The organism is Stenotrophomonas sp. STEN018 (genome assembly GCF_056760235.1).
Genome location: NZ_JBRREK010000012.1, coordinates 70,694 through 96,183 on the forward strand (window position 1 = coordinate 70,694; position 25,490 = coordinate 96,183).

24 protein-coding genes are annotated in these 25,490 nt (G+C 60.5%); 21 read left to right on the forward strand and 3 right to left on the reverse strand.

Features of this window, described 5'->3' with window-relative positions:
* Nucleotides 1-442: 442 nt before the first annotated feature.
* Nucleotides 443-1,645 (reverse strand): pyridoxal phosphate-dependent aminotransferase, encoded by a 1,203-nt coding sequence (locus tag ACVOMB_RS06900; RefSeq protein WP_481530505.1) that lies wholly within the window; start codon nt 1,643-1,645, stop codon nt 443-445.
* Between the two features lie 103 nt (nt 1,646-1,748).
* Here ACVOMB_RS06900 and ACVOMB_RS06905 point away from each other — a divergent pair, with 103 nt between their 5' ends.
* From ACVOMB_RS06905 to ACVOMB_RS06950, 10 genes are all read left to right on the forward strand, one after another.
* Entirely contained in the window at nt 1,749-3,857 is a 2,109-nt protein-coding gene (locus ACVOMB_RS06905; protein ID WP_481530506.1) for a S9 family peptidase, read from the forward strand.
* Nucleotides 3,858-3,875: 18 nt separating this feature from the next.
* Nucleotides 3,876-4,292 carry a YbaN family protein gene (locus ACVOMB_RS06910; protein WP_481530507.1) on the forward strand — a complete coding sequence of 139 codons (417 nt, stop codon included), beginning with the start codon at nt 3,876-3,878 and terminating at the stop codon, nt 4,290-4,292.
* A 52-nt stretch (nt 4,293-4,344) separates the two neighbouring features.
* Nucleotides 4,345-4,578: an LPS translocon maturation chaperone LptM gene (gene lptM / locus ACVOMB_RS06915; RefSeq protein WP_481530508.1), complete on the forward strand. Its 234-nt coding sequence runs from the start codon at nt 4,345-4,347 to the stop codon at nt 4,576-4,578.
* Complete coding sequence (gene dapF, locus ACVOMB_RS06920) at nt 4,571-5,422, forward strand: diaminopimelate epimerase (protein WP_481530509.1); 852 nt, start codon at nt 4,571-4,573, stop codon at nt 5,420-5,422. Before lptM ends, dapF begins: the two co-directional genes overlap by 8 nt.
* Nucleotides 5,419-6,096, forward strand: coding sequence for a DUF484 family protein (locus tag ACVOMB_RS06925; RefSeq protein ID WP_481530510.1), 678 nt, complete (start codon nt 5,419-5,421; stop codon nt 6,094-6,096). The genes dapF and ACVOMB_RS06925 overlap by 4 nt, the downstream gene beginning before the upstream one ends.
* A 16-nt stretch (nt 6,097-6,112) precedes the next feature.
* On the forward strand, nt 6,113-6,991 hold the full coding sequence (gene xerC, locus ACVOMB_RS06930; RefSeq protein WP_481530511.1) for a tyrosine recombinase XerC: 879 nt from the start codon (nt 6,113-6,115) through the stop codon (nt 6,989-6,991).
* A gap of 475 nt (nt 6,992-7,466) precedes the next feature.
* Nucleotides 7,467-9,077, forward strand: a complete 1,611-nt coding sequence (locus ACVOMB_RS06935) for a beta propeller repeat protein (RefSeq protein ID WP_481530512.1) — start codon at nt 7,467-7,469, stop codon at nt 9,075-9,077.
* 437 nt (nt 9,078-9,514) lie between these two features.
* Nucleotides 9,515-10,558: a helix-turn-helix domain-containing protein gene (locus ACVOMB_RS06940; RefSeq protein WP_481530513.1), complete on the forward strand. Its 1,044-nt coding sequence runs from the start codon at nt 9,515-9,517 to the stop codon at nt 10,556-10,558.
* A gap of 94 nt (nt 10,559-10,652) precedes the next feature.
* The gene (locus ACVOMB_RS06945) at nt 10,653-11,864 is read left to right on the forward strand and encodes a nuclear transport factor 2 family protein (RefSeq protein WP_481530514.1); all 1,212 of its coding nucleotides are present in this window, start codon (nt 10,653-10,655) and stop codon (nt 11,862-11,864) included.
* Nucleotides 11,865-12,054: 190 nt separating this feature from the next.
* Nucleotides 12,055-13,386, forward strand: coding sequence for a S41 family peptidase (locus ACVOMB_RS06950; protein ID WP_481530515.1), 1,332 nt, complete (start codon nt 12,055-12,057; stop codon nt 13,384-13,386).
* Nucleotides 13,387-13,510: 124 nt separating this feature from the next.
* On the opposite strand, the gene ACVOMB_RS06955 is transcribed toward ACVOMB_RS06950, so the two are convergent.
* Nucleotides 13,511-14,089 (reverse strand): hypothetical protein, encoded by a 579-nt coding sequence (locus ACVOMB_RS06955; RefSeq protein WP_481530516.1) that lies wholly within the window; start codon nt 14,087-14,089, stop codon nt 13,511-13,513.
* 351 nt (nt 14,090-14,440) lie between these two features.
* Here ACVOMB_RS06955 and ACVOMB_RS06960 point away from each other — a divergent pair, with 351 nt between their 5' ends.
* The 4 genes from ACVOMB_RS06960 to ACVOMB_RS06975 all read left to right on the forward strand — a co-directional run bounded on the left by ACVOMB_RS06960 (nt 14,441) and on the right by ACVOMB_RS06975 (nt 20,672).
* Nucleotides 14,441-14,869: a hypothetical protein gene (locus ACVOMB_RS06960; RefSeq protein ID WP_481530517.1), complete on the forward strand. Its 429-nt coding sequence runs from the start codon at nt 14,441-14,443 to the stop codon at nt 14,867-14,869.
* 276 nt (nt 14,870-15,145) lie between these two features.
* The gene (locus ACVOMB_RS06965) at nt 15,146-17,896 is read left to right on the forward strand and encodes a type VI secretion system Vgr family protein (protein WP_481530518.1); all 2,751 of its coding nucleotides are present in this window, start codon (nt 15,146-15,148) and stop codon (nt 17,894-17,896) included.
* The gene (locus ACVOMB_RS06970) at nt 17,889-19,556 is read left to right on the forward strand and encodes a hypothetical protein (RefSeq protein ID WP_481530519.1); all 1,668 of its coding nucleotides are present in this window, start codon (nt 17,889-17,891) and stop codon (nt 19,554-19,556) included. Before ACVOMB_RS06965 ends, ACVOMB_RS06970 begins: the two co-directional genes overlap by 8 nt.
* Before the next feature lie 3 nt (nt 19,557-19,559).
* Entirely contained in the window at nt 19,560-20,672 is a 1,113-nt protein-coding gene (locus ACVOMB_RS06975; RefSeq protein WP_481530520.1) for a hypothetical protein, read from the forward strand.
* 23 nt (nt 20,673-20,695) lie between these two features.
* Here the strand turns inward: ACVOMB_RS06975 and ACVOMB_RS06980 are convergent, their stop codons facing one another.
* Nucleotides 20,696-21,520: a restriction endonuclease gene (locus ACVOMB_RS06980; RefSeq protein ID WP_481530521.1), complete on the reverse strand. Its 825-nt coding sequence runs from the start codon at nt 21,518-21,520 to the stop codon at nt 20,696-20,698.
* 511 nt (nt 21,521-22,031) lie between these two features.
* Between ACVOMB_RS06980 and ACVOMB_RS06985 the strand changes: the two genes are divergently transcribed.
* From ACVOMB_RS06985 to ACVOMB_RS07015, 7 genes are all read left to right on the forward strand, one after another.
* The gene (locus tag ACVOMB_RS06985) at nt 22,032-22,445 is read left to right on the forward strand and encodes an MAPEG family protein (protein WP_481530522.1); all 414 of its coding nucleotides are present in this window, start codon (nt 22,032-22,034) and stop codon (nt 22,443-22,445) included.
* A gap of 322 nt (nt 22,446-22,767) precedes the next feature.
* Nucleotides 22,768-22,917 carry a hypothetical protein gene (locus tag ACVOMB_RS06990; RefSeq protein ID WP_481530523.1) on the forward strand — a complete coding sequence of 50 codons (150 nt, stop codon included), beginning with the start codon at nt 22,768-22,770 and terminating at the stop codon, nt 22,915-22,917.
* Nucleotides 22,918-22,932: 15 nt separating this feature from the next.
* Entirely contained in the window at nt 22,933-23,220 is a 288-nt protein-coding gene (locus ACVOMB_RS06995; protein WP_481530524.1) for a VOC family protein, read from the forward strand.
* Nucleotides 23,221-23,415: 195 nt separating this feature from the next.
* Nucleotides 23,416-23,709, forward strand: a complete 294-nt coding sequence (locus tag ACVOMB_RS07000) for a hypothetical protein (protein WP_481530525.1) — start codon at nt 23,416-23,418, stop codon at nt 23,707-23,709.
* A 191-nt stretch (nt 23,710-23,900) separates the two neighbouring features.
* Nucleotides 23,901-24,500 (forward strand): tetratricopeptide repeat protein, encoded by a 600-nt coding sequence (locus ACVOMB_RS07005; protein ID WP_481530526.1) that lies wholly within the window; start codon nt 23,901-23,903, stop codon nt 24,498-24,500.
* Between the two features lie 125 nt (nt 24,501-24,625).
* Nucleotides 24,626-25,096: a DUF1203 domain-containing protein gene (locus tag ACVOMB_RS07010; protein ID WP_481530527.1), complete on the forward strand. Its 471-nt coding sequence runs from the start codon at nt 24,626-24,628 to the stop codon at nt 25,094-25,096.
* A 108-nt stretch (nt 25,097-25,204) separates the two neighbouring features.
* Complete coding sequence (locus tag ACVOMB_RS07015) at nt 25,205-25,414, forward strand: DUF3079 domain-containing protein (protein ID WP_481530528.1); 210 nt, start codon at nt 25,205-25,207, stop codon at nt 25,412-25,414.
* The last annotated feature ends 76 nt before the right edge of the window (nt 25,415-25,490 follow it).

Genomic DNA, 25,490 nt, shown 5'->3' on the forward strand with positions numbered 1-25,490 from the left:
CTCTGCTTTGCTCTGCTTTGCTTTGCTTTGCTCTGCTTTGCTCTGCTTTGCTTTGCTTTGCTCCGCTTTGCTCTGCTTTGAGTGCTTCGGCTTAAGCCCCTCTCCCGCTTGCGGGAGAGGGGTTGGGGTGAGGGCAGAGCGGAGTGTTGATGGTGAACTGAGACTGCTGCTTCCAAAGCTCAAAAGCTCAAAAGCTCAAAAGCTCAAAAGCTCAAAAGCTCAAAAGCTCAAAAGCTCAAAAGCGTCCCCCCATCCGCCCTTCGGGCACCTTCCCCCGCAAGCGGGAGAAGGGAACAAGCCAAAGCCAAAGCCAAGGCCAAGGCCAAAGCCAAGGCCAAAGCCAAGGCCAAGGCCAAAGCCAAGGCCAAAGCCAAGGCCAAGGCCAAAGCCAAGGCCAAGGCCAAGGCCAAAGCCAAAGCCAAAGCCAAAGCCAAAGCCCCTCTCACCCCTCGATTCTTTGCTTCCAACTCTCCAATCCTCGCCCAATCCGCTCCACCGCCTCCTGCAAGCGCCCAACATTCTGCGTATAAGCAATCCGCACATGCTGGTTCGCCCGATAGTTCCCAAAATCCAGGCCAGGCGTAAACGCCACATGCTCGGTCTCCAGGAAGTGCGCACAAAACGCCTGCGCATCATCGGTGAACGCACTCACATCGCAGTACAGGTAGAACGCACCCTGCGGCTCAACATCAATCCGGAAACCCAACTCCCGCAACGCCGGCAACAGATAATCCCGCCGCTGCCGGAACTGCTCGCGTCGCTGCTCGAATATCGCAATCGTCTCCGGCTCGAAGCACGCCAGCGCCGCATGCTGCGCCATCGACGGCGCGCTGATGTACAGGTTCTGCGCTAGCTTCTCCAGCTCTGGCACCGCGCGCGGTGGTGCCACCAGCCAGCCAAGGCGCCAGCCAGTCATGCCGAAGTACTTGGAGAAGCTGTTCAACACGAACGCCTCGTCATCCACTTCCAACACGCTGGGCGCATCAAAGCCATAGGTCAGCCCGTGGTAGATCTCATCCACCACCAGATGCCCACTGCGTTCCTTCAACGCCGCAGACAAGCCGGCCAACTGCCCGGCATCAAGCGTGGTGCCAGTCGGATTGGCAGGTGAAGCCACCAACGCCCCAACACTGCCAGCATTCCAATTAGCTGCAATCGACTCCGGGGTCAGTTGATACCCATTCTCCGGCCCCACCGGCACCAGCTGGGCTGCGCCCTCCACCAGCCGCAGGAAATGCCGGTTGCAGGGATAGCCCGGGTCGGCCAGCAGCCAGTGCTTGTCCGGGTCCACCAGCAAGCTGGAGGCCAGCAGCAGCGCGCCAGAGCCACCCGGGGTGACCAGAATCCGCTCCGGGTCGATATCCAGCCCGTAGCGTTGGCCGTAGAAGCCAGCAATGGCCTGGCGCAGGGCGGGCAGGCCGCGCGCTGCGGTATAGCGGGTATGGCCGGCAGCCAGTGCGGCCTGGCCGGCACGTATCACCGGCTCGGCAGTGGTGAAATCGGGCTCGCCGATCTCCAGGTGGATCACGTCGTGGCCTTGCTGCTCCAGCGCATTGGCGCGGGCCAGCAGCGACATGACATGGAAGGGCGCGATCTCCTGACTGCGGCGGCTGTATGGGGCGTGTGGGGTGTGGGGCGTGTTCATCGCTGCATGATAGGCGCCGTTGATGGCAGCGGGGCAAGCGCCGGGCGTGGCACACTGTGGCCTGCTGCACTGGATGCACCACTGCTGTTCCGGAGCGAACCTGATGAAACCCCTTCTTTGCCTGTTGGTTGCAAGCCTGATGATCAATACCGCCGCCGCGTCACAGCCCACCCCGCCAGATGTTGAAAAGCGTCCGCATACGGTGACCGCGCCGTTCGGTGCGCAGCGCGAGGACGACTATTACTGGCTGCGCGACGACGAGCGCAAGGAGCCGGCAATGCTGGCCTACCTCAACGCCGAGAACGCTTATACCGACGCCCTGATGGCGCCGCTCAAGCCGCTGCAGGACAAGCTCTACGCCGAGATCGTCGGCCGCATCAAGCAGGACGACGCCAGCGTGCCGTACCGCGAGCGCGGCTATTGGTATTACACCCGCTACGAGACCGGCAAGGATTACCCCATCCATGCGCGCCGCAAGGGCGACATGCAGGCGCCGGAAGAAGTGCTGCTGGATCTCAACGTGCTGGCCGAAGGCAAGGGTTACTTCGGCATCGACGACATGGATATCAGCCGCGACAACCAGCTGCTGGCGTTCGCCGAAGATGCCGTTGGCCGCCGCCAGTACACCATCCGCATCAAGGACCTGAGCACCGGCAAGATGCTGGACGACGTGATCGAAGGCGTGTCGGCCAATGTGATCTGGGCCGATGACAACCGCACCCTGTTCTACGTCGAGAACGATCCGGAAACCCTGCTCACCGTGCGCGTCAAGAAGCACGTGCTCGGCACCCCGGTCAGCGCCGACGTGCTGGTCTACGAGGAGAAGGACGACAGCTTTTACATGGGCATCGGCCGCACCCGCGACGACCGCTTCATCACCATCGGCGTGGACAGCACCGTGTCCTCCGAGCTGCGTTACACCTCGGCGGCAAACCCGGGCGAGTTCACCGTGCTGGCCAAGCGTGAGCGTGATGTCGAATACGACGCCGACCATTACAACGGCCAGTGGGTGATCCGCACCAATGCCGATGGCGCCACCAACTTCAAGCTGGTCACTGCGCCGGAAGCTGCGACCAGCCGCAAGCAGTGGAAGGATTGGGTCAAGCACGACCCGCAGGTGCTGATCGAAGGCTTCGAGCTGTTCGACGGCTATACCGCCATCGCCGAGCGCGCCGAAGCGCTGGAACGCGTGCGCCTGCTGTTCGCCGATGGCCGCAGCGAGTTCGTCAAGGCCGATGAGCCGGCCTACTCGATGGGCCTGTCGGTCAACGCCGAGCCCGATACCGAGTGGCTGCGCTACACCTACACCTCGCTGACCACCCCGGCCACCACCTACGAACTCAACGTCAAGACCGGCGAACGCCGCCTGCTCAAGCAGCAACCGGTGATCGGCTATGACGCCAGCAAGTACGAAACCGAGCGCGTGTGGGTGACCGCCCGCGATGGCGCGCGCATTCCGGTGTCGCTGGTCTACAAGAAGGGCTTCAAGAAGGACGGCACTGCTGCCCTGTACCAGTACGCCTACGGCAGCTACGGCATGTCGATGGACCCGGGCTTCAACCAGAGCGTGGTGAGTCTGCTCGATCGCGGCGTGGTCTATGCCATCGCGCATATCCGCGGCGGCGAGGAGATGGGCCGCAGCTGGTACGAGAACGGCAAACTGCTGCACAAGCAGAACACCTTCAACGACTTTGTCGACGTGACCCGCGCGCTGGTTGCACAGGGCTACGCCGCCAAGGACCGCGTTGCGGCCTCGGGCGGCAGCGCCGGTGGTCTGCTGATGGGCGCGGTGGCCAACCAGGCCCCGGGCGATTACCGGGTAATGGTTGCGCAGGTGCCGTTCGTCGACGTGGTCACCACCATGCTCGACGCCAGCATTCCGCTGACCACCAACGAGTACGACGAGTGGGGCAACCCGGAGCAGAAAAAGTACTACGACTACATGCTCAAGTACTCGCCGTACGACAACGTACAGGCTCAGGCTTACCCGTCGCTGTTTGTAGGTACTGGCCTGTGGGATTCGCAGGTGCAGTACTGGGAGCCGGCCAAGTGGGTAGCCAAGCTGCGTGACGTCAACACCGGCAGCCAGCCCATCGTGTTCCGCACCAACATGGAAGCCGGCCACGGCGGCAAGTCCGGCCGCTTCCAGCGTTACAAGGAACAGGCCGAGTCCTTCGCCTTCGTGCTGTGGCAGCTGGGTCTGGCCGATTGATGCAGCCGGGTCGTAGCGATGCCTGATACACCGCCGCCACGCGATCCTCGTGAGCCACGCCCACCGCGCCTGCGCTGGGCGTGGTGGTTGTTGGCCTATGTGAGTCTGGGCGTGGGCATCGTCGGCATCTTCGTGCCGGGGCTGCCCACCACCGTGTTCGTGCTGATTTCCGCCTGGGCCGCCTCGCATGGCTCCGAGCGGCTGCACCGCTGGCTGCTGGATCACCCGCGCTTTGGGCCGGCCATCCGCGACTGGCAGGCGCACGGCGCGGTCAGCCGCAAAGGCAAGTGGATGGCCAGCCTGACCATGCTGGCCTGCGCCCTGATCACCCTGTGGTGCGTGCCGCTGGCCTGGGTGAAATGGACCTCGATCAGCATCATGGCCTGCGTCTGCCTGTGGCTGTGGCTGCGCCCCTTGCCCCCCGGCGAACGCTGAACAGGGTGCGGCCACGGTTCGGACTTCATGGTCCAGTGGCTATACTCGGGGGATGAACAAGACGTCCCGTTTCCTGATTCTCGTCCCGGTGGCCTTCCTGCTGCTCGGTCTCAGTGCCTGCGGCAACAAGGGTCCCTTGGTAATGCCGCAGAAGCCGGTGCCGATCGAGGAACAGGAAGTCACCCCGGCCGATCAGCCAGCCACTGAAAAGCCTGACCCGGCGGCCGACAAGAAGGCCGACGAAGCCATTGAAGACGGAACCGGTGGTGCTGGCGTAAATGGGTAAGTCAGCAACAGGGCGCATGCGCTTCAGCAAAATGCATGGCGCCGGCAATGATTTCGTGGTGTTGGACCTGCGTGACGGCAGCGCGCCGCCGAATGCCGAGCAGGCAGCGCTGCTGGCCGACCGCCATCGCGGCGTGGGCTGCGACCAGATCCTGACCATCGAGGCTCCGCGCAGCGAAGGTGCGGTAGCGTCCTACCGCATCTGGAACTCCGACGGCTCCACCTCGCAGCAATGCGGCAATGGCGCGCGCTGTGTGGCCGCCTGGTTGGTACGCGACGGCGCCGTGCAGGGCGGCGACTTCATCATCGACAGCCCCACCCGCACCCACGCCGTGCAGCGCCTGGCCAATGGCGAATACGCCGTGGCCATGGGCAAACCCGAGTTCGAACCGGCGCAGATTCCGCTGCTCGGCTTCCCGCGTGCACGCGAGGAATACATGACCTCGCTGCAGGGCGAGAACGTGCGCTTCGGCGCTGTGTCGATGGGCAACCCGCACGCCGTGCTGGAAGTCGGCTCGGTCGATGCCGCACCGGTCGAGCGGGTAGGGCCCTTGCTGCAGCAGAACCCTTCGTTCCCGGAATCGGTGAATGTCGGCTTCGCCCAGGTAATGGATGCCGGCCACGCCCGACTGCGCGTCTACGAGCGCGGCGTTGGCGAGACCCTGGCCTGCGGCAGCGGCGCCTGCGCGGCGGCGGTAGTGCTGATGCAGCGCGGCCGCCTGCAGCGCGATGCACTGATCTCCTTGCCCGGTGGCGACCTGCGTATCCAATGGCCGGCAGATGATGCCGAGATCGTGATGTCCGGCCCGGCAGCATTCGTATTCGACGGAGAGTGGATGGGATGAACGACACAGTCGAGAAAATCGGTGCCCATGAAGTCGCAGCCTGGCTGCGGCGTCATCCGACCTTCCTCAAGCAGTTCCCCGATCTGGCCTTGACCATGGTGGTGCCACGCGACGACGGCCCCACCGCCTCGCTGGCCAGCTACCAGCTGGAAGTGCTGCGCGACAAGAACCGCGAGTTGTCGCGGCGCTTGGTTGATCTCGGTGCCAACGCGCAGATCAACGAGCGCCTGGCCGTGCGTACCCACCAGCTGACCCTGGCGCTGATGCGCCAGACCAACGCCGCCGACACCCTGCGCGCGATGGCCGCTTCGCTGGAAGAAGATTTTGCCGGCGACCTGGTGCGCGTCGTCTCCTTTGACGACGTGCCGGAACTGGCCGAAGCACCGTGGCTGCAGGTCATCGCCAAGGACGACGCCAAGCTGGCCCCGTTCCACGACTGCCTGCAGGACGGCGAGCCCATCTGCGGCCGCCTGCAGCAGGAAAAGAACGATGTGCTGTACGGCGAGCGGGTCAACGAAGTGTCGTCCACCGCACTGTTGCCGTTGCCGGGCGTTGGCCTGATCGCGGTAGGCAGCTACGACCCCAACCGCTTCTATCCCGGCATGGGCACGCTGTTCCTGCGCATGATGGGCGAATCGCTGGTGACGGGCCTGCAGCGCTTCCGCAGCGCTTGAGTGGAGTGACGCGGCGATGAGTGCCGTCCAGGCATTCCTGTCCTATCTGCAGGTCGAGCGCCGCATGTCGGCGCACACGCTGGACGCCTACCAGCGCGACCTCGCTGCGCTCATGCAATGGTGCGAAGCGCATGAAGTCGCCGATCCGCAAACCCTGCAAGGCGACCAGCTGCGCGAGTTCATAGCAAGCGAGCACCGCCGCGGCCTGTCGGCCAAAAGCCTGCAGCGCCGCCTGTCGGCCTGTCGCAGCTTCTACGCCTGGCTGCTGAAGAACAACGTCATCGACAACAGCCCCGCCGCCGGCCTGCGTGCGCCCAAGGCACCGCGCAAACTGCCGCAGGTGCTGGACGCCGACGAAGCCGTGCAACTGGTCGAACTGCCCACCGACGCACCGCTGGGCCTGCGTGACCGCGCGCTGTTGGAGCTGTTCTATTCCTCAGGCCTGCGCCTGAGCGAACTTTGCGCCATGCGCTGGCGCGACCTCGATACCGCCAGCGGCATCGTGCTGGTGCACGGCAAAGGCAATCGCGAACGTACCGTGCCGGTCGGCTCGCATGCGATGAACGCATTGCAGGAATGGCGCAAGGAAAGCGGCGGCACAGGAGAGAAGCCTGTGTTCCCGGGACGCAGCGGTGGCCCCATCAGCCAACGCGCCGTGCAGATCCGCATCAAGCAACTGGCGCAACGCCAGGGGCTGTTCAAGAACGTGCACCCGCATATGCTGCGGCACAGTTTCGCCAGTCATATTCTGGAATCGTCAGGCGATTTGCGTGGTGTGCAAGAGCTGCTGGGGCATGCGGACATAGCGACCACGCAGATCTATACGCATCTGGATTTCCAGCATCTGGCCAAGGTTTATGATGCTGCGCATCCGAGAGCGAAGCGGAAGAGCTGATTTTGGTTGTTTCTCCTTGGGTGGCTGCTCCCGACCCGAGACGAGTGTTTCTCTGTATATCGGATGGGATCGGGCTTGGTCTCGAATCCGGCCGCTCGGCCGGTTGTATGCTGGCTTTGTCGACTACCCGTGGACTTGATCCGGGATTCAACGGAACACTGCCAGCGGAACAACACGCGAACACGCAGCTGCGGATTTGTCGATGCCGGCTCCCTGAGAGCCAACTCCTCCATTCGCCTCTGGCAAGTAGTGCGGAACGCCCCGCACCATCCCGGTAATGCGCATGCTTCACGGTCGGCCCGGCGCACGTTAGCCTATGGCCGGGTGCGGCGCGCTGGGGAGCGCAACGCGCTAGGTCGTAAGAGGTCGTGCCGGTTGGGTCTGCCCCAGCTCCTGTTGCTGTGCGCGTGGTGGAAGGACGGTGCGCCCATCTACGGGTGATCGCCTGCTCAAGGTCCATGACAAGGAATTCAATATGAGTAATTGGCTTTTCGCTGCCGCACTAATGTTCACTTTGCCGATGATGGCTATGGCAAAGGACGCGTCACAGGACCCAGTGCGGCTTGCGCCTACGCACGGTTATGTCCATATCGCCTTTCCGAAGGGAGGTGGTGATGCTTTGGTGGTCAGTCCGACAGTCGGCGGCAAGGACGTGAAGATCGACTTGCCGGCAGCCGTGCCGTCGGTGACCAATGCGCTTGCGTACGGCAAGTGGCTGCCCGCGGGCACTTACCAGATCTCGGGGTGGGGTACTTTGAAGTGGAAGGACGGACCGAGATTTGAGGTACAGGCTGGACGGGTGACAGACCTCGGTGACTTCGCCAGTGTCAATATTGGCGGCTATCAACTGGTGTTGCTGCCTATCCCGCACAGCGAGCAGCAATCCACCTTGGCGGCAGCTACGCAACCGTTTACCTCGGTGCTGAGCGACCAGCAGCCGATTTCCTTGTCACTTGCGAAAGTCTCTCCGGTGATGGTCATTGGTCAGGAGCCCAGCGGGTTGGGGTTGGTCGGAAGTCTACTGGCCGCATACGGCCGAAAGGTCAACAAACCTTCCACACTGGAAGCGCTGAAAGCTGCGACGGATCCCGTCGAATTCCTCCGTTTGACGCGCACGGTTGCGCTGCCGCTGCAGGACGAACCAGCGCGCACGGCTGACGGTACGCTGTACTTCCCTGCAGATTTTGGACAATTGCGTACGCGCACAGCGGACGGGCACTGGAGCAACGTTGGCGTCGATACGTTGAGGCAGATCCTCGCGGTTGAGGAGGTGGACGGTCGCCTGCTGGCGGGCAGCGACGACGGTCACATCAGCGAAAGCAGCGATTACGGTGCTACCTGGCGCGAGGTAAAGAGTCTCGGTGGACTGCAATCAGTCGTAGACATCGACCACGCAAACGATGCTTGGGTCGTGACCACGGTGGAGATGTTCGACGATCCCGGTGCATCACGCGGCAGCGGTCTTGTCGCAGCAGCAAGGGGGGCGAAATCAGCGCGACTCCGGGTCTATCGAGGAAGGCAGTCCGCACTTGACGATCTGGCTCTGTCGCGGGAGTTCGTTCTTACGCCGCAGGAGATGGTCAACTGGCTGGGCGCCCATGGGCAGCTGGTGAATGGCTACTACTATTTGATGGCGGGCACTTCGGTGCAGCGTTTGGACTTGGCCAATGGTCAATGGAAAACGATAACGCCGAACGAGCGGATATCGTCACTACGCGTGGATTCGACCTCGGGATTGCTGACTGCGCTGTGGAGCCAAGGCATGTTCTCGAAGGTTTTCGTTTCTTCAGATCGAGGAGACAGTTGGAGGTCGATCGGTCGGCCGCCCTACATCATCTATGACGTGCAGATGGATACCCCGACCAGCGGCTGGGGTAGTCGATGGAATGTAGGTGCGTTTGGCGGAACATGGGAAAGTTACACATTCGACCCAGCGAAGAATGATTGGAGTAAGTCCGGAGAGGCACCTTTTAACTGCAAGCTGATGCGCGTGGCAAAAGATGTTCCGGTCCTGTGCCTCTCAGCGGATGCGAGCATCTTCAGTTTGCACGCAGGCCAGTGGGAGGTCGAATTCTCTGCGCAATGAGCTGGCGGCACGGCAGCGGTCCGCTGACAAAAGCAGGGGTCGGATTCGGGTTGGTTTTGGAATGCCTACGCAAGAGTGGGATTGATTGCGGGAACGTATCAGTCACAGATGAGCGGGGAGATTATGAAAATTTGTTGTATGCCCGGTGGGGTAGGTGTCGGGTCCGGCTGGTCAAGGATGGAGTTCGATCAAGATAGAGCGTAATTCCAGTTGGAGCTGTATCCAGCACACATGTCTTCGTTCGAACTCATCTGATAAGTCGGCTATCTGCGGGGCCGAGATTTCTGCCCTGTACCGAGGCACGACGCTTGCGTTGGCGATAACCACCTTGGCTTGAGCATCTGCCAAGCCCCGATGACGCCACAACCCGAAGCAGACATACTTCAGGGCGCTGAATCCCCAGACCCATCCGCGTCCTCTCCGGCTCCCACGCACCCATGCTGACGTCCTACCTGCTGTTCTTCTTCGCTGGCCTGGGCGTCTTCAACGGGGCGGCGTTGTCGGTCTACCTGCTATGCCGAAAACCCGTCAGACCTGCCCAGCGTTGGCTGGCGGCCTTGGTGTTGATGCTGAGCCTGCGCACCGGCAAGTCCGTGCTGGTCTACTTCTGGCACGACATCTCCAAGCTGGTTCTGCAGATCGGTTTGACTGCCTGTTTCTTTATCGGCGTCTGTCTGATCGGTTTCGTGCGGGCCTGGCTTGATTCTGATGGCCGGCAGACCCGGAACGATGCGGCAATCGCCTTGGGTCTGCTGGTGCTGGCGACTGCCTTTGGTATCGCTTGGCCCTATACCGAGAACGTCAGCCTGTGGGCAGGGCCGGTCTGGGCCTCCATCCAGGTGATTTGGCTGGTATGTCTGCTGGTGGCAACGGGGCTGTTCCTGCGTGGTGGCAAGCAAGGCCGCGCCGATGCGGCGCCCGGTGCGCTGAGCCGCAGCCATGTGGTCACGGTCATCGCCGGCGTGGGGGTGATCTGGTTGGCCTATGCCACCTCCGGTTTGACGTCGTACATCGTCGGCGCGCTGTCGTTCTCACTGGTGTTGTACCTGAGCATCAGCGTTGCGCTTGCCCGGCGTAAGCCTGCTTCAGTCGCTGAGCCTTACCGCGACCGCAAGATCGCGCCCAGCGAAGCCGAGGCGACGCTGCGCGCCCTGCACACGTTGATGGCCGACGAGGGCCTGTACAAGGACGCGGGTCTGACCCTGGCCAAGCTGGCCAAGCGGCTCAACATACCTACGGCTCGGTTGTCGCAGCTGCTCAACGACAACCTCAAGACCGCCTTCAAGCCCTACCTGGCGCAGGTCAGGATCGAGGCGGCCAAGCAGTTGCTGCGCGCACAGGCGTCGGCATCGATGGACGATGTGGCGGAGGCGTCCGGCTTCCTGTCCACCTCCACCTTTTACAGCAGCTTCAAGAAGGTGGAAGGGACGACCCCTGCGGCGTGGCGGCAGGCCCAGTCGCGCTTGGTGGCTGGCTCTTGAAACGTGTTTGGTGAGTCCGTAAACACGCTTCAGTAGATTGATTCGTAAAGGAATTCCGCAGACTTCGGGGCACCCATCCTGCGGAGTCTCCTTCATGTCAGTAACGCGTTCCAAGCCGGCCACCGCCGGTGTGATTTCGCTGCCAGCACGCCTCATCCAATGGTTCGCCGTGGCCAGCTTGGCGCTGTGGTTCGGCGGGCTTGCACATGCCGATCCGGTCGCGGATCAGCGTGAGATCTCCGCGGTCATCCAGGACTATCTGCGCGGCAGTTCCTACAACCAGCGCGATCGCCTCAGCCGCGCCTTCCATCCCGATGCGCGGCTCTACCTGAGCCAGGGCACGGACGGCATGCGCGAGGTCGGCATCGCCGAATACACCAGCTGGTTCGGCAAGGAGCCGGGGCTGTTCAATGGCCGTGTCGGTCGCCTGCTCGGTATCGAGGTTGAAGGCACTATCGCCACCGCCAAGGCGGAGATTCTGATCAGCAAGGATCAGGCGCGCTTCGTCGATCTGTTCCTGCTGAAGAAGCTGGAAGGGCGCTGGCTGATCATCAGCAAGACCGCCACCCGCGAAACCGCACCCGCCCATGGCCGCCAGGTGCTGCTGGCGGTGTCCAACGTGGACACCATGCCCGGCACTCGTCTTAGCGCCGGCAACAGTTTCCTGGAGTTGGTCCGCGCCTATGCCGGCTTCCGTGAGGCCGGCTACGGCGTGCAGTTCGTCAGCCCCGAAGGCGGTGCCGTGCCGCTGGCCTACATCGACACCCGCAACCCCGAGCACAAGGCCGGCATCTACGATGCGGACATGATGTGGGCGCTGGCCAACACGCGCCGGCCCGACGAGGTAACTGCCAGCGACTACGCCGCGCTGATGTACATCGGCGGCAGTGCCGCGATGTACGGCGTTGCCGAGCACCCTGGCATGCAATGGTTGGCGGTGCGCATCTACGAGCAGCGGGGCGGCATCGTCTCGGCGGTCTGCCACGGCAGTGCCGGGCTGGTGAACCTGACCCTGTCAGATGGCACCGCGCTGGTCAGCGGAAAGCGTGTCACCGGCTATCCCGATGCCTACGAGGACATGAGCGCGGCGTACTACAAGATCTTCCCGTTCTCGATCGAGCAACGCCTGCGCGGCAGCAAAGGCCAGTTCAGCCATGGCGCGCGCGGTGCATCGCATGTGGAAGTTGATGGCCGGCTCATTACTGGCATGAACTGGGAATCCACCCGTGGTGTGGTGGCTGCGATCATCCAGCGCTTGGAGGCTGATAGTGTTGCACTGCAAAACGTTCCGCTGGCTGGTGGTTGAGTAACCGCAGTGAGGCAGGACTGCCCGTTGCTGGAAGGTAACGGGCATGATTGATGGCCGTCTTGGATGAAGGCCGTTCCAGCCCGCCGCTTGCTGCCCACTCGGCGTCCATGACCTGCTTGCGGGTCTTGTGGTGAATGCGCGGCCTCTGAACTAGGATTGCGCTTCAAGTCGAACAAGGCAGTTGACTATGCATCGCTTGGCCTTTTTGCTTTCTGTTGCGTTCTTCAGCGGCTGTGCCCAGGCGGATACGGCTTGGCGGGGCACCAGTACCCAGTCGCTGGTCAGCGGCTCAGGCGATATTTTGAAAGCCGGTGGCGCGGCAGTTGCCTTGTCCGCCGAGTCGACAGGGGAAAAACAGTTCGTCGGCGCCATTACCACGATTGACGCAGCGGCCTTTCAGGGACGGGAAGTAGTTCTCACCGGCACGCTTGTGGTCAAAAGCGGCACCGGCAACGCTGCGCTCTGGGTCCGCGCGGACGGCCCCGAAGAGCCGTTGGCCTTCGCAAGCACGGGTGACCAACCTGTGCGCCTCAATGAGGGTTCCCAGCCCAAAGAGGCCCGGCTCTACATTCCGTCTGGGGCGACCAGTCTCAAGCTTGGGGTGACGCTTGGCAGTGCTGGGCGTGTAGATGTGGAGCACCTTACGCTTAAAGCCGAGAGTGCAGCCCAGAGCAGCGTATCCGCCTATGACATGCTCGATAACGCCATATCCATCATCCGTGCGAACGCGCTGAACGCAGATCGCGTGGACTGGGATGCCGAGCGGAAGTCACTTCTTATCCCTGACTTGAAGAAGCTTCCTGCACAGGAGGCGTACAGCAAGATCCAGACGGTTTTGACTGCGCTTGGAGACCAGCATAGCTCCGTGCAGGCGCCCAGTGCCGTTTCGACCTATCGCGCAGGTGCAGTCGCGACGCAGGCCGTAGAAGCTAGGCCCATGCAGGACATTGGCTATCTCTTGGTGCCGGGCTTGCGCGGCTCTGATTCCAAGGCCGGGAATATCTTCAGCGCCCAACTTTGTGAGCACATCGCAGGCTTGGCGAAGACTGCAAGCAAAGGCTGGATCATCGACCTTCGCGATAACACCGGGGGCAATATGTGGCCGATGATCAAGGGGCTGAGGCCATTGTTGGGTGACTCCGATCTTGGTGCATTCCGGGACCGCAATGGCGTGGCAACGGCGTGGCGCGCCGAGCCTTCCAAGGCGTGCGACGTCGATCTTTCCCACAGCCGCGTCGCCGTGCTTCTGGGTCCCAGGACGGCAAGCTCAGGCGAGGCGGTGGCGGTTGCGTTCCAAGGCCGCCCTGGCACCAGCTTCTTCGGGCAGCCGACGGCGGGACTCTCGACGGCCAACCAGCCGTTTGCGCTTCCTGACGGCGGTGCTCTTGCATTGACTACAGCGGTATTTCTCGACCGTACGGGAGTTGCGTATCTGCAAGGTATACAGCCCGAAAATCCCGTGCCCCGCGAACAAGATGCAGTTGCAGCAGCGGCAGCGTGGTTGCGCTCGCAGCCTTGATGGTGTCCTGCCGGCCGGAGCACGAAACCCGGGTCAATCCAGAGTCGAATTGTTTGAAAGCGGAACCAAGTGCTCCACCAGCAAGGCCACAGCCTGACGTCGTGAGGAGGCTGAAGCCGAGCCTTCAGTTGACAGCTGGAGGTGACGCCGTGCTGCTCGTTGGCGCATAGAGGCCGTCATAGCCGGGTATCTTTCCAACTGCCGGCAGGTAACCTTTTTTGTCGCCAACGAACCGATTACTTGGGATCGGCGTGACACCGCATTCCGGCACACATACCCAAGCTGTGCCAGCAGGTCCGCGCACGTAGACACTGTGTGGATTCAGGTCAGTCAGCAGGTGTCCGGCCGGCTCGTAGTCGGGTACCGACTGTCTGCCCTTTTCATGACTGGCATGGACGTTGCCAAGCAGGGCAATCACTGCAGCTCCCCCGCTGTGGGCTGTTCTTATGCGCATGGCCATGCCGGCGTCCCTCGATCCTGCCATGCCGTCATCGACGGCCAGCACGCTGATTCGTGCACCTTCCGCACGCAGTGTTCGTAGCCGGTGCAGCAGTCTCAGCATGGCCGCGCTGGATCGTCCGTCCTGAGGCTGGCGTGTCCAGAATCGACTGGCTAGAAGAGCCACCTGATCTGCATCGGAGCCCTCGCTCATCAGGAAGTGATCGAGCCTTGCCTGCTCTTCTGTCGGAACCTCCAGTGCCACTACCACTGGGTTTGCTGACTTTGCGCTGGCGCATGCCAAGTCGCCAATCAATGCTGGTGCCTCGTTGGTGCCATGAACTTAACCTACCAGCAGCAGGCTTGCAGAGGGCATGTTCAGAGGCCAACTGCATGCGGTGATCTCATCGGCTAGAGCAAGGTCATATGCGAGTGCACTTGACGCCAGGAGTAGAAAAGGAAGGAGTGACTTCATGTCGAGACCCTTTGTGCAGGTGCACCCATGGCGAGTTCGATACTGTACACGGCTGCAGTAAAGCACTGTCCTGGAATGATCAGGGTGTGACAATGGTGGTATCGGCTTCGCTTCTTCTCCTTTGATCCGCTCGGTAACGTTATGACCAAACTTCTCATGACAAAAATCGATGTGCCCAGCTGGGCACGCCCGTTCGCAATCGATATCGATACCGAGTTTGAAGGGCGGGTCTATCAAGCCGCCCAGACTCAGATGAGTGATATCCAAAAAGCGGCTCATCGTCTTATCCAGCGCTACCTCGATGAGGTTTCTGCCGACACGCCATTTCCTGAGAAGGCGAGAATGACCGGTGATTACTACATTTCCGAACAGCGCTACGGTCTTTCGGCGAGTAGCGTTCGCCAAAAAGCGAGCGATCATCGGCTTAGTTTGTTTGCGCGCTGCCTGGAACATCCATTCGCACAGCTCCAAACAGACTTTGACTACCTCGGGCTTGAGGTTTATTTCCTGTGGAACGAGGAGAGCGGAAAGTTCGAGGCCACCGATGATATCGACTCAAGCTCGATCTGAGCAGGGCGACAGGCGAGGGAGCGTGCTTGCTGCTTGCTCCTTGCTGTATTCGTGAAAGCTGAGCTATCTCACTTGGATCCTTTCATCGCGTGGCCGAGCCGCCATCGCCATCATCTGCAATGACGGACTTCAGGTCAGCAGTACTGACAGATTTCACGGGAAACGTCTCAAAAGTATCACTTCAGGGTCAAATCACTTCAGTGCTATGGCTTAATCGGGCCGCGCTCGCGATGAGGTAAATCGTGCGCATCTCGCCCTGATCAAGAGTCTGTCGATATGGATATCCGACGCTCGGCAATGCTCGCCTCGCTTGCGAGCTTGTCGCACCACAATCGCTTGATCCAACTGCAAGGTCCGCATGACGGCCTGGTGGTGGAACGGTTCGAAGGACAAGAGAGCGTCTGTGGCGAACACCGCCTGCAGATTGATTGCCTTTCCACCGATGCCTTTCTCGACATCGATGCCTGGCTGGAACAGCCACTGACCCTGCAGTTGCGCGTAGCCGATGGCTCGCTGCGGCAATGGCATGGCTTGTGTACTGAAGTCGCAGAGTTGGGTAGCGATGGCGGTTTGGCCCGCTACCAACTGGTGCTTGAACCGTGGACGGCCTTGCTACGCTTGCGCCGCAATGCGGTGATCTTCCAGGACATGGATGTACGCAGCGTCTGCGAGCGCATCTTTGCCGACTACGCGCAGGCGACTTATCGTTTCGACGTGGAAGCCGCGCTGCCGCAACGGCCGATAATCACCCAGTACCGTGAGACCGACTGGGAGTTCGTCACGCGCTTGCTTGCCGAAGTCGGGCTGGCATGGCGCATCGAGCAGGAACAAGGCGGCGAGGGCGCGCATACGTTGGTGGTGTTTGACCCACAGGCACAGCTGCCGGATATCGGCGCGGTTCGCTTCCATCGCAATGCCGCCACCGAGTCCACCGACGGTATCGCCACATTCTCCGAGCGCCAGCAGCTGGTGGCGAACGCCAGCACGGTTGGCAGTTGGCATGGCGAGCAGATCAAAGTCGGTTCCGCGCAGGCAAGCGCAGCGGCTGGTGAACTGCCCGCGCTTGAGGTCTACGTGCAGCCGCGTGCTGGCCGCTTTGCTGAGTCGAGCTGGGCACAGAACGAGGCGCAAGCGCGTCTGGATGCGTTGCGGGTATCGCAAGTGCTGTACAGCGGTAGTGGTAGTGAGCGTCGGCTGAGCGCAGGCGCCTGCTTCACCCTTGTCCAGCACCCGCAACACGAAGCACAGGCATTCCAAGTGCTGGTGGTGCAGCACGTCGCAGTCAACAACCTTGACAGCGGCATCGCCGAGTTGCTGGGTCATAGCGAGTTGGAGCGGGGCAGCTATCGCAACCAGTTTCTGACAACCGATGCTGCGGTTCCGGTGCGTGCGCTACCGCAGGATAGGCCCAGTCTGCATGGCCCACAGACCGCCCGCGTAGTTGGCGTGGCCGATGCCGCGCTCAGCCCCAATCGTGAACATCAGGTGCGCATCCAGTTCAACTGGCAGCGTGGCCGAGCGCCAAACCCCGGCGGCATGACCGATACCGGCAGCAGCCAGCCCGGGCACGCGCCCAATGACCAGACCAGCGGCAGTTGGGTGCCGGTCGTTGAATGGGTGGCCGGACCAAACTGGGGAACAACATTCCTGCCGCGCATCGGTGCCGAAGTGCTGGTGGAATTCCTTCACGGTGATATCGACCAACCACGCATCACCGGGCAGCTGTACAACGGCGAAGTCGCACCGCCCTTTGGCGGCGGAGTCGATGCGCAGGCACAGCACCCCGGCGTGCTCAGCGGCCTGCACACCGAAGCGCATGACGGCAGCGGCACCCAGCAGTGGGTAATCGATGACACGCCCGGTCAGCTGCGCACGCGCTTGCACAGTTCCTTGGCCGACAGCCGCTTGGAGCTGGGCTATCTGATCCAGCACCAGAACAAAGCACGCGGCGCACTGCGCGGCGAAGGCTTTGAACTGGCAACGCAGGGCTGGAGCAACGTGCATGCCGGCGAAGGCCTGCTGCTGTCAGCTAGCACTCAGCAAAGCGCGGCGTCTACCGTCATGGATAATGCCGAAGTCATCGCCCAGCTCAAAGGCGCCGAGCGCAGCATGGAGCAGATGCAGCAGACGCTGCAGCAACAGCAAGTGCCCGGGCTATCGGCATGGCAGAGCACCGGTCTATTGCGCGAGCTGGCGGACCCGCGTGCCGATGGCCGCTTCGAAGGCGAGGTCAACGGGCAGTCAGAATTCAAACCCAGCGATGGCCGCAACCCCGGGGACGAACCCGTCGAGCGCTTCGCCAAGCCAATGCTGTTGGCCGAAGCGCCCAATCACATTGCATGGACCACGCCAGCTAGCGCCATTGCCTATGCGGGCCAAAACCTGCAACTCACCGTGCAACAAGACTTGCATACCAGCAGCGGTGAAACCATCGCCACCGTCTCCGGCGGACAGGTTTCGCTGTTCGCACAAAGTGGCCCGGTACGTGTGATCGCCGCCAACGGCCCGGTAAGCCTGCAGGCGCACGACGGCGAGCTTGAACTGCTGGCCGATCAGGCAATCACCATCACGGCTACCGACAGCCGCATCGATGTGCTCGCGCAGAACAAGGTGGTGCTGCAGGCCGGTAGCAGTGCGATCACCTTGGAAGGTGGAGACATCACTTTCAGTTGCCCGGGGGAGTTCACGGTCAAGGCCGGGGATCATCGCTTCTTGGCAGGCACGAATTTTGAACCATTCCTGCCGCCATTGCCTTCAGGCGGCGCCTCGGTGCCCGATTGGATCGCGCTGGACTACCGAGACATGGACACTCTTCAGGCCATGGCCGGGACAGCGTACGAAATCCACTTCAAGGGTGGCTCGATCATCAAGGGTGAGCTGGACGATGAGGGACGGGCGCATCACGAGCCAATTCCCTATCGGGACGTGAAGGAGGTGATCTATCACCCAGAAAAGCCAGATGCAGAGATGCCCTCGCCGGATCTGGAGCTGATTGCTGATTCGATGGAACGCAAGAACCATGACTGATGTACGCCGTGAGAATCAGCCCAATCAGGCAGAACCGGTCACGCTGCTGCAACTGCGTGAAGCCTTGGCATTCGTTACTGATCAGTACGACAACCTCGTCGACGGAAGTAAAAATGTCTTTGTCTGGTTGTGGGAAGCCCTGCAGGGTGACTTCAATCAGCAGCGCAGTACCGGGCAAGTGGCCTTCGATGCAGCAATTTCAATAATCCCTGGAGTGGATCAAGTTTGCGATGTCCGCGACATCATCGCCAACTGCAAGGAGATCAACAAGGACAGCAGCAATTCATGCGCATGGGTGGGGTTGGTGCTCACTTTGATAGGACTTTTCCCGTCGTTGGGCTCGGTGGTCAAGGGCGTGTTGAAGATATTCTTCCTTTACGTTCGCCGCTTCGGCATGAATCACGTGGTGCAGGCCGTGGATGCAGCGATAGGCGTAGTTGTCATGTTCCTGCGACGCAGGGAAGTGGCCCGCTACTGGCGTCATCTGCGCTGGGATCGGGTGTTTCATGAGTTGGCTGTGCAGGTTCGTGCTGTCCGTAACATGATCAGTCCCGCCAGGATAATTGCGGCCTTTGACCGCGGTATTGCGCTTATGCGAAATCTGCTCAAGTGGGTTGCGGATATACCATTCATCGGTACCGGTCCCAAGGCGATTGTCGACATGGTTGTTGGGGTTCGGGGGATGATAACTGGGCGCGCTGATGAAGCACTCAAGCCGGTGTATGAAATCTTCGATAGCATCATTCGTCGCCTTGAGTTCGAGGATCTTCTTCAGCGTCGCGCGATCATGAATTCGGGAAACGTGCACTTCCGTGGTGCATTGCCGGAAGTACACTCCATAGCCTTGATGCGCAGGGCCAATCCACCGCCGCCTTGGTTGAGCAAGGGGACGCCCACCAAGAATGAGCCTTTGCGCGCCAATAATGAGCGCGACTTGGTAAAGGAATTTGCTAAGAAAGAGGACTATCCCGCTATGAGCGACGCGCAGATCGAGAGTTTTGCGAAAGGCATGGCCCGAGTCAAGTTGACCGGTCCTATGAAGCTATATCGCGTTATTTCGCCATCAAATACGGCGGCCGGCTCTGACTGGTTCAGCGAAGAAGTATTCAACACTCTGATGAAATCCTCTGATCCCAAGGCTACCTGGCGGAAGGAGCTTGCGGTTTGGCCCGATTGGAACCCGGACAGCCAGTTTGTTATCTATGAGTTGAAGGCTGGTGAGTCACTTAACGTGTATCGCGGGCCAGCATCAGCGCAGGTGAAATTGCCGGGTACTACCAGCCCGGGCTTGCCTGGGTATCATCTCGAAGGTGGAATGGAGCAGATTAAGTTCGACGCGAGCGTTGCCTATGCGGCGGATGGGAGAATATTGCGGGGCGCCGACAATATGCCCTTGAAAACCAACGGAGACGATATGGGCTATTACGATATTGATCAGAGTACGGGTGCTCTGTCACCCAATAGGTCTATGACCTATCCCGTTTGGAGCGGTCTACCGGCTGCCGCGCAGGCCAAGTGCATCGGAGTCAGGGAGAAGATAAACAGTTCCCGTATCACCGGTCCTTACGATACCGGTTGGGGAAGCACAGATTTCGATACACAGATTGTGGGGAGCAAGTTGGGATTACCCAATCTTCCCGGTCAAAGAACGGGAGGTTGAGGCATGCACAACAGGTACATTGAGCTCAATCCGTGGCACAAGCGCCAGGCTACGTTGATCAGGCACTTTACGTCCAATGAGTACATTCAGGAGCTCCTGTCCAGGATTGACGACCTTCTTCGCAAGGTTGACATGATGTTGGAAGAACGGCTGCCTGCGGATGCGGTAGGGTTGGCTGTAGGTAACTGGGATTCGACAGATACGGCGGCGCATTTTTCGACGCTTGCCTATCCGGCACTGCAGGATTTTCGCGGTACAACGGCGAAGATGATCGCGATGCGTGCGAGCGAGTTCTACAGTGCAGGCGGAGAGAATCAGTGCTCCCGCATGCTTGATGAGTATGGCCATTCCATGTTGTGGGCAACGCCAAAGCAGGAGCAAATTTTCAGGGACGAAATTGAACTGGTTTTTCGCTATGCCGGAATGATCAGCCTCTTCACGAGGCGACCGGCTACCGCGGATGATTTCAGTTTTTCAATTGCGTGGGGATATGGGCAGGTTGACATGAGCAGGATTCCCCGTTTCCGTGTTCGAACAGATGTTGTTGCACGTAGCGGTGAAGTGCCACCTCGCACTGGAATATACGTTTGCAAGGACGATCCATACGCAGCGTTGCAGTTTGCATGGACCGGTGGATATGGAGAGCTTGGTCCGGCACGTACATTCAGCGAGTTTGGGCGCCATATGCTGCAGCGAGTTGGCCGCAACGGATTGTGGAATGACAATGAGGGGCTTTGGAAGATTCTGGAGGCAAACCGCCACGTCGCTGATTTCGGTTGGTCCAACGTGCAGCCGAACGAGATGATGTACGTGGCCACGTACCTGGCAAGGGAAGCTTTTGATGAGCGGCCGAGCGATTGGTACTTCGTGGAGTTGATCGAAGGTGAGTACGAAGATATTGACGGGACTTACGCCGGCGGGGGCAGTGCGTCCGTTCAATCCAATCGGATGCCTGCTGGAAAGTCGGTGCCAATGAGCGGCTGGTGGTACAGCCCTGCACAAGGCGTGCGTCGCTACTTCAAACAAGATGAGGTGTTTCCAACCATCTCCAGCAGCGATTGGGGTGACACGTTCTGGTTGTGGGCATTGGATCAGTCGGCGCCGAGCCTTGGTTGAAGGATGGGCGAGATCGGGCACACCTAGCCGCTACCTTTGCACCTAGGAAACTGGCTGCATCCAAAGAAACTCTCGCCTGTACGTCTATTGGTCCGTTGCACCAGTGCACTTCCACATCGCGGGCATGCCTGTATCTGCGGAGTCGAGTCGGCTGACGGCGCGGATGTCGGTTCGATCCGCCGATGAGGCTGCTGTAACGGAGAATCTATACGCTGTGCTGCCCGGATCATCTCCAGCAGCAGCTCGCCGCTGATCAGGTCAATGGGCTTGCCCTGGGCGAAGGCTTCCGCATCGGAGGTATAGCTGCCGATGCAGACGATCTTCACTGCCTGCGCTTGATGGTGGGCAAGAAGCCCGGCCATCTCGCGCACCACGCTGACACCCACTTGCTGGCGTTTCCATTGCTTGCATTGGACCAGTGTGCGGCGGCCATCCTTGCGCAGGATCAAGTCAATGCCGCCATCGGGACCACCCAACCCCGTCTCCTCGACGGCGTAGCCCTCGCGCCGGAATGCCTCGCCTACCAGTTGCTCGAATTTCCGCCAGCCACCAGCGGCGAGGCTGTCCAGCGTGGTGCGCGTGTCCAGGAAGCGGCGGCGTTTGCGGGCATTGAGGTAGGAGGCCAGGGCGGCGATCCAGCAGATGACGAGCAGCATCCATGCCAGCGGCGCGAATACAGGGCTGGATTGTTGGGCAAAGCCATTCGCCAGCATGCCGCCTTGATGGGACAGGAACCATTGGATGCCGTAGCGCACCAGGATGAAGCCGATGATCCCGGCAAGGATGCCTACTGGCCAGGGCATGGTTGCCAATGCGCCGATTGCGGATTGTTTTGTTCTGCGTCCCATGCGAATCCCCTGTTCCAGCGTGCAACTTAGCGTTTGGTTGGGGTGTTGTCAGTAGGTAGGGGCGCGGTATAAGGCGGGAAGCGGGTTGCGGTGAGTGTTTTGCAGCTGGTTGCGCTGATGGTGTTGTTGCTTCGCGGCTTACGCCGCTCCTACAAATGACGCTGCAGCACCTTGTCAAAAGGCAGCTTTCAAGCGCCCGAACGTGGAGTGCGCTACTTCTTTGCTCACGATCTTCGCGTGAGAAAATATGTGCTTTTCCTTGATGACGACCTGAGGGGGACGATCAGGGATAGAAGCTGACCGCTGGCTGCGATATGGGTTCGCTTCCCGGCGTTGCGACCATTCGTCTGGCTCAACGTCGATGCGGGTTCAGTAATGACAGTTTCGTGTTGAATGCAGGCGGTTTACTAATGTGTTGGCAACGCGCCAGAATGCAGCGCTGGGCTCGGAGACGAAACGGGTGTCCGGCTGATGCTTTCGCAAGGATCCCTACTTTCACGGAGTGATAGCAATGGCTTCGCCAAGTCTGATCGCGCTGACCTTGTTTGTCGTATGGGCGCTGCTGCTTATGGCGCTCATGGAAGTCATCAGGTCGAAGCTCGCCTTTCAAGGGACTGTTCCGGCGAATGAGTTCAGGCCGGACAACATGAATCTTTCTCCGTTCATGCAACGCCTGGCGCGTGCTCATGCGAACTGCATCGAGAACATTCCGGTTTTGGGTGGTTTGCTGCTGATAGCAATTGTCAGCGGGCGTGAGCACATTACTGATCCGCTGGCCTACGTTCTGGTGGCGGCGCGCTTCGTGCAGTCGCTGATCCATCTGGCGTCATCTTCTTCGGCAGCAGCGACGCTGCGGTTCGTCGCGTTCATCACTCAAGTGATGATTGGCCTGTACTGGTCTTTCAAGCTGCTCACTTCGATTTGACCGCCAGCTGGCTACCTTGCACCTGCGCGCCAAGGACGCTTTGCAGCTGATTCTTTAAATGAGTGCCAAACCCAAGGGCGCGGTTACTGCCGATGCCATCGTCGACCCTGGCGGCTGCTCGTGTGGCTTGGGCGGGGTAGGGCATCGGTACGCTTCAGCGGCTCGGGCGATGTGGACAGGAAGGCCGATGCGCACACAGCGGTAGTCCGGCAGTTGGTCAGGCATGTGCAGGTCGTTTACGGCTACCCTGCTGTCATCCCATCGTGTCGACGGAAGCTGATCAGCCGGTTTCTACCCTGGTGACGGGCACCGAGGAGCCTGTATGACGGTCAAGCGTATGGACAACATCGGCATCGTTGTAGAGAACCTGGATGCCGCCATTGAGTTCTTCAGCGAACTCGGCCTCAGCCTTGAAGGCCGCATGACGATCGAAGGCGAGTGGGCGGGCCGTGTTGCTGGTGTGCGTGATTAGTGTGTGGAGATTGCGATGATGCGCACTCCCGATGGCCACAGCCGGCTTGAACTATCGCACTTCGACGCACCCGCCATTGCGTCTGATCACCGTACATCCCCGGTGAATTCCCTGGGCTATCTGCGTGTCATGTTCACGGTGGAGAACCTTGAAGAAACACTTGCTCGGCTTGGTAGGCTGGGCGCGACGGTGGTTGATGAAGTGGTCAACTACCAGGATACCTATCGGCTCTGCTACATCCGTGGTGTCGAAGGGATTTTGATCGGGCTTGCCCAGGAGCTGCCGCACCCGCATCCGCAGTGAGAATGGTCGAAGAACGGCGTGACACCGCGCTGATTCCTGCATCACATCGCGGGCGTGATTTGTCGGTAGCCTGTCCGCCCATTGGCTGAGGCTGGCCAGGGGAGATTGGATCGGCGCAAGTCAAACGTTTGGCTTGACGGCCCACTGGCCCGCTGTGACTATCCACCTATTCATCATGGCAACCAAGGTTCCACCATGTCTGGCTTGCTCGGCGGGTTGATTGAGGGGATTGTGGATTTCGTTACCGATATATGGGTGTTGCGCAGGCAGCGCTCAGGCAGGAATCGGCGGGAAAACTCTCTGGGAAAAGATGCTGCTGATATAGCGGTATTCAATGTATGGGCCATGGTGCTGTCGTTCCTGGCATTCACCTGCTTTGCAGTGCTGTTCTTTGCCGCCAATCTGCCGTTATGGATCAGCTTGTTACCGGTGGTAGCGGTGATTGCATACCTCGTCTATCGCTGGCTTGCGTTGGTGCGAGCGGAATAGGAGGCGCGTGGCCAGAATGCGGTCGGTTCAGAAGCGAATCCGCCCTCGTTCTTCTGTCTGACCTGCTGAGACGGCGCGAGCCTGCTGATCGGAGGTGAGCCTATCCTCTGCGAGCACTTGTCAGTGCTGGCCCCGAAGTTTCGGGCCTGCACGATTGCTACCCTTGCGTTCAGAACTTTTGGTAAACGCTTGTGCTACCTGTTGATAGGAAGAAACTTCGAGATCGCGCTACGCGTGCTGCGCGCGAGCTGGAGAAAGAGCGATCAACCTACGGCTGTGTCAATGATGGCGCAGGCAGGCGCTACCGCATCGGCGTCTATTTTCTTCTCGCAGGTGAGCTGAAAAAGGCGAGTGATGCTTTTGACTGGTTCTATCGCGAATTCCCCGATGATGCGGGTGAGCCAGTGTTCTACCTGTACGCGGCACTGGCAGCATACCGCAGCGGAGAAATGGAGAAGGCTCAGCTGCGATTGCTTGCGGCCATGCTCAGCAACATTTTTCTTCTGCCGCAGCTGGTCGGAAGGATGTTGGAGGCGCCGGGCGTTTGGCACCCAAGTAATCGACACGACGAGCGCTATCTCGTGGAAATTGAAGAGTACCTGCTCGAGCCAAATGTCGAGGAGCGCGGTTGGATCGCCGACGCGATAGCGTCCGAGCCATTTGTCATGCTACGCGACGGCTACATCGATACTTTTGCCGCGCTGTCGGGCGAGCGCGATTTCGCAAGGCGCGCGGCCATTCTTGGCAGGTGGCGGGACCTCGAGAAGCTCCACCTGCCGGGCCGGCGTTGAGAGTGAGCGGATGTGTGCTTGGTTGCGCTTGGCGATTGACCTGAGTTCAATGCCATGTCCGATGCTGGCGAGCATCTGTTCGCAGGCGGGGCCACGCTGCAGGGCCATGCTAATTCGGAATCTCCATGGCTTCCTTTCTGCTGCGCGGTCTGAACCCGGAACCTTTCGTCGAACTGTTTCTCCTTGATGACGCGGAGCTTGCTGCACGGAAAATGGAGCGCGTCACTGCGATGGCGACGTCGGGCTTTCCGTGCCGCGTAAGCCTTGCTGATGCCGAGATAGGTGACGAATTGTTGCTGCTGCCGTACCGGCATCAGTCGGCTGATTCGCCGTATCGGGCCGGTGGGCCTGTCTTCGTCCGTCGTGGTGTGGCGCGCGCGGAGCTGATGGTCGACGAGGTGCCGCTGCAAGTGCAGCGTCGCTTGATGTCGTTGCGAGCCTATAACGCGGAGGATCGGATCACATTTGCCGAAGTCTGCGATGGGCTTAACGTTGCCGAGTGGTTGCAGCAGGCATTTGATGATACCGGCGTGGCCTATGTGCATCTGCACTTTGCGCGCTATGGCTGCTATTCCTGCCGGGCGGACCGGGTATGAAAGCAATGCCGAGCATGGCTCGGCACTACATGGGCTTGCTTGATTTTGGTCAGTGCGGCGGTTGTTCGTGTGGCGCATGGTGGCTGTCCAAGCGTGGAGGGTGTCGCTGTGGCCAAACCTTTTCCGTTGAACCCCAAACACCCCGAGCGGATCTGCTGGGGCTGTGACAAGTATTGCGCTACCGATGCGTTGGCCTGTGGCAATGGCTCAGGGCGCACGCAGCATCCGGCTGAGTTGCAGGGTGAGGATTGGTATGTGGCTTGGGGAATCGAGCCAGAGCCGGGGAGACCGGGGCGAGCGGCGCTGCAGCCTTTGTAGGAGCGGGGGGGGGGGCGGAGGGGGGGAGAGATAAGGGTGGGGGGGGGGGTGGGGGGGGAGTGGTGTGTGGGTAGGG